Below are 1,960 nucleotides of genomic sequence, written 5' to 3' on the forward strand. Positions count from 1 at the left end.
GATCTGTATAACAATCGTCCAATAAGTGTACTTTTCCCATCATCAACACTTCCGGCAGTGGTAAAACGCAGTAATTCCATATTTAGTTGAGGCGAATATATTGATAATTATTTTAAATTCGTGTTATTTATTGCTTGCAGAGTTACTGGTTTTAATTCCATTTTTTTAAATATTCACTTAAAAATATCCTTGTTTTTTCCTGTCTTCCATCGATGTATCTGAGCGCGTATCATCACTCCTCATGCCCCGTTCAGTACTCCGTGTGGCAGAAACTTCCATCACTATTTTTTCAAGGGTATCGGCATCTGATTCAATGCCTCCTGTTATGGTAATGTCACCCAGTGTACGGAACCGCATTTGCTTAAGTTCAATCCTTTCTCCTTCTCTTAATACGAGGAATTCGGAATTTGGCAACCATGTTCCGTCCCTGTAAATTGCCTCACGCCGGTGAGCAAAATATAATGACGGTATCGCGAGGTTTTCCTGTAAAATATAATTCCACACATCCATCTCAGTCCAGTTACTTATCGGAAAAACCCTGAAATGCTCGCCCATTCTTTTACGGCCATTAAAAATGTTCCATAACTCCGGGCGCTGGTTTTTGGGATCCCATTGTCCAAATTCATCCCTATGCGAAAAAAAGCGCTCTTTAGCCCTTGCTTTTTCTTCATCCCTGCGGGCACCACCCATTGCTGCATCAATTTTATGGTGTTCAATGGTATCAAGCAACGAAACTATTTGCAATTCATTCCTGCTGGCATTAATGCCGCTTTCTTCTACTGCCCTTCCCTTATTTATTGATTCCTGCACAGATCCAACAATTAATTGGATCCCCAGGTCTTCAACCAGTTGATCCCTGAATTCAATAGTTTCAGAAAAGTTATGGCCGGTATCAATATGTATTAGGGGCATGGGTATTTTTGCAGGAAAAAACGCTTTACGGGCCAAATGGGTTACCACAATTGAGTCTTTCCCGCCTGAAAATAATATAGCAGGCCTGTCAAACTGCGCTGCAACCTCCCTGATCACGTATATCGCTTCTGATTCAAGTTCCTGAAGGTGATTGAGGTAATATTTGTTATGCATATAATTAATTAGCTGATTTAATTTTAGGTAATACACCCTCTAAAACCAAATTCACAGATTGTTCCAAAGTTTGATTTGTTGTGTTAATATATATTTCAGGTGAAACGGGGCATTCAAAAGGAGAACTTATGCCGGTGAAGTTACTTATTTCTCCTGTTCTAGCTTTTTTATATAAGCCTTTAACATCGCGCTCTTCACAAATTTCAATCGGGGTATCAACAAAAACCTCGATAAACATTTCGCCCAATGCATAACGCAACGACTGGCGCTGGCGCTCGAGAGGAGTTATAAATGTAGCAAGTAAAACCAAACCTGTATCGCACATCAGCTTGGCAACTTCTCCTATTCTTCTTAAATTTTCAGATCTGTCTTCGTCAGTAAAGGTAAGCCCCACATTTAAACCCCTTCGGATGTTATCCCCATCCAGGGTATAGGTTTTTACCCCAAGGTTATACAACTCCTCTTCCACAAGATTAGCAATCGTACTCTTCCCCGAGCCTGAAAGCCCGGTAAACCAAACACAGGCTGCCTTATGCCCATTGGCCAGTTCACGGTCAAGGCGCGTTATTTTGTACTGCTGTTCAACTATGTATAGTTTTTCTTTCATTAAAAATCTTTAGGCTTGCTGGCTTCTCAATAGTATGAAAAATTTAGTGCTTAAACCGATCTTATTTAATTAAATTATCATTAGAAATATACGGATATTCAATTGCTAATACTGGCCAGCGACCACAAACCACGGGTTAAGCATATTTTCCTTATTGTATTTCAATTCACGACCGGTTTTAAAGTTATAAACTTTACAGTCTGAGTAATGTGCTACAGCATGGCCTGCGGCAGTGTCCCATTCCATTGTCGGCGCTAATCGCGGATA

The 1,960-nt window shown here is 40.3% G+C and carries 2 protein-coding genes; both read right to left on the bottom strand.

Features of this window, described 5'->3' with window-relative positions:
• Nucleotides 1–177: 177 nt before the first annotated feature.
• Nucleotides 178–1,086, bottom strand: a complete 909-nt coding sequence (gene cysD / locus QZY09_RS16525) for a sulfate adenylyltransferase subunit CysD (RefSeq protein ID WP_295674138.1) — start codon at nucleotides 1,084–1,086, stop codon at nucleotides 178–180.
• 4 nt (nucleotides 1,087–1,090) lie between these two features.
• Nucleotides 1,091–1,693 (bottom strand): adenylyl-sulfate kinase, encoded by a 603-nt coding sequence (cysC, locus tag QZY09_RS16530; RefSeq protein ID WP_295674141.1) that lies wholly within the window; start codon nucleotides 1,691–1,693, stop codon nucleotides 1,091–1,093.
• Between the last annotated feature and the right edge of the window lie 267 nt (nucleotides 1,694–1,960).

It is taken from the genome of uncultured Mucilaginibacter sp. (genome assembly GCF_903913935.1).
Lineage (GTDB): Bacteria > Bacteroidota > Bacteroidia > Sphingobacteriales > Sphingobacteriaceae > Mucilaginibacter.

Bases quoted from the DNA above. Each gene is read 5' to 3' on its own strand.
- cysC (WP_295674141.1), bottom strand. From the start codon at position 1,693: ATGAAAGAAAAACTATACATAGTTGAACAGCAGTACAAAATAACGCGC.
- cysD (WP_295674138.1), bottom strand. From the start codon at position 1,086: ATGCATAACAAATATTACCTCAATCACCTTCAGGAACTTGAATCAGAA.